This is a genomic window from Marinobacter goseongensis, from assembly GCF_023156235.1.
GTDB classification, from domain to species: domain Bacteria; phylum Pseudomonadota; class Gammaproteobacteria; order Pseudomonadales; family Oleiphilaceae; genus Marinobacter; species Marinobacter goseongensis.
In genome coordinates this window covers 1-2297 of sequence record NZ_JAKZAI010000068.1, presented here as the reverse complement: position 1 = coordinate 2297, position 2297 = coordinate 1, and the positions used below count along the sequence as shown (strand labels likewise).

The window sequence follows — 2297 nt, the reverse complement described above, 5'->3', positions numbered from 1 at the left end:
CCGGTCAATGATCGGCACCGCCACGTTGTCGTCGTGGAAGAACTCGCCCCAACTGGTGAAGTCCTTGTTGGTGGTCAGGATGATGGACCGGTATTCGTACAGACTGTTGATCAGTTGGAACAGGTTGTACCGGGCCTGCCGGGTCATGGGTAGATAGCCCAGTTCGTCGATGATCAACAGGTCGTATTTGGCCAAGGCGCTGACCCGCTTTTTCAGCTCCCCTTTCATCTCGGCCAGCTCCAGCTCTTCCACCAGATCCAGGGCATTGCGGAACAACACCCGGTAACCGGCTTCCACCGCCTTATGGCCGATCCCGATGGCCAGGTGGGTCTTGCCGACACCGGGCGGGCCGATGAACACCAGGTTGTTCCGCTCGTCGATGAACTGGAAGTCCAGCAAGGCATTGACCTGGCGCTTGTTAATGGTGGTCTGGTGCCGGTAGTCGAAGCCCTCCAGGCGCTTATCGGCGGGGAACGCGGCCATCTTCCGGTTTCGGCTGATGCGCTTATCCTGGCGCTGGATCAGTTCGTGTTCGGCAAGCCTGTCCGCGAAGCTCAGGTAGGACATCTCGTTGGCTTCTGCTTCGGCCAGCAGGTTCGTAAGTTCATCCGCGGCCGCACTCAGACGCAGGCTGCGGTAACGGGACACGGTCTGTTCAAGCTGGCTCATGGGTCACCCCCTGGCCACTGGAGTGGCCAACACGGCGATAAGCGCTCAGATCCAGCGCTTGCTTGGGTTCTGGTAGCGGTTCCGGCTGCCGTTCCCGGAGGACGGCGGCCTGGGCCGCTTCAAGGTAGCTTTGCAGCCGTGTGGCGGTCATGCCGGGACGCTCTGCCAGAGTCGTGAGCAACACCGGATCCACCGGCGCATGGCGCTTGAGCAGATCACGGGTAGCCACTAACTGATCTTTATAGACCTTGGGCTCGGAACACTTGAGTTGCTGGCACAACCGTTGCCCGATTTCGCTACCGATCATCTCATTGATCTTGCTCTCAAGGGTGGTCACCCGCTGGGCATGATCGCGGTAGTGATGTGTGTTCTTGATCACCTTGCCCTTGTCGGAACACAGCGCATGGCTGGCAATGACTTCGCCGGTGTTCAGGTCACTGATGTGGAGTTGACCGCCGGACTCCAGAACGCCCACTCGGGCCTGTTGCCAGGCCATGGGCACAGAGTACTTGTTGGCCTTCCAGGCGATCAGGCCGGTCTTGTCGGCCCGCCGTGTCTCGTGGACTACAGGCTGCACGCAAGCTGGTGACAGGTAAGCCTCAAGGCGTTCTCGCTCATCCCGTTCGAACCGCTCCCCCGGCGGCTCGCCGGTGGTGCCGTGGATGCGGACATTGGCCACACTCTCAACCCAGTCCTGCACGTGCTGACGCACGTGTTCCTGGTCCCGGAAGACCTCACCGTAGAGGCAATCCTGCTTGACGTACTTCACGCCGGCTTCCACCTTGCCCTTGCTCTCCGGGTCGTAGCCTTCGCAGGCATGTATCCGGAACCCGGCCGTAGTCGCATACTCATGGAACCGCTGGTTGAGGGTCAGTTCCCGGTACTGCTCGTTGATCACCACCAGCTTGGTCTGATCGTAAACGCATTCCTCCGGTAGACCGCCAAAATACCGCAGGGCTTCATCGTGGAGCTGGATAAAGGTCTGGGTGTCCAGAGGGCGGAAGGCCAGGCCCACGTACATCAGCCGCGAGTAGGACAGCACGAACACCACGAAGTGCAGCGTGCGCTCTTCGCCACCGATCAACACACCACGCAACTCACCAGGGTCCACCTGACACTGAACACCGGGGACATCATCCAGGATAGGCTCGTAGTAGCGCATCTGAGCCGAGGCGACTTCCTCCTTGAGCACCCGCACATAGCGGCGAATGGAACGGTCCGAGGCCGGTAACTCACCAACCTTCGCTTGCAGCTTGCGGGCAATCTTGACGGCGCTGAGTCTGGGAAACTGCTGGAGCAAATGCACCAGATAATCCCGGTGATCGTCGAGGCGTTTGCTGCGTGAGGGATCTTCAAGCTGTTCCGATATCGCACTCTCATTCATCCGCAAATACTTGCGGACGGTATTCCGGGACAACCCCAGTTCCTGACTGATGGCGCGGATCGACAGCCCTTTGCCGTTATCGTGCAGTGCCTTGATCTTGTGTATCACAACCCACTCCTTCACTGACATGCCCCCGGCCATCGATAAAAGCGGGGGACAGTAGCTGGTTCTGTGGCCTGACGGCCACTCGGAGGTGGGTCAAAATTAATGGCCAGTAGTGGGTCATTTTAATTGGCCACTAACA

General features: G+C 59.3%; 2 protein-coding genes. Both read right to left on the bottom strand.

Annotated features, from left to right (window positions below):
• A partial coding sequence (gene istB / locus MLC70_RS18335) for an IS21-like element helper ATPase IstB (RefSeq protein WP_248185965.1) occupies positions 1-669 on the bottom strand: 669 nt, incomplete at its 3' end.
• On the bottom strand, positions 656-2161 hold the full coding sequence (gene istA, locus MLC70_RS18330; protein ID WP_248185962.1) for an IS21 family transposase: 1506 nt from the start codon (positions 2159-2161) through the stop codon (positions 656-658). The genes istB and istA, both read right to left, overlap by 14 nt.
• Positions 2162-2297: the final 136 nt, after the last annotated feature.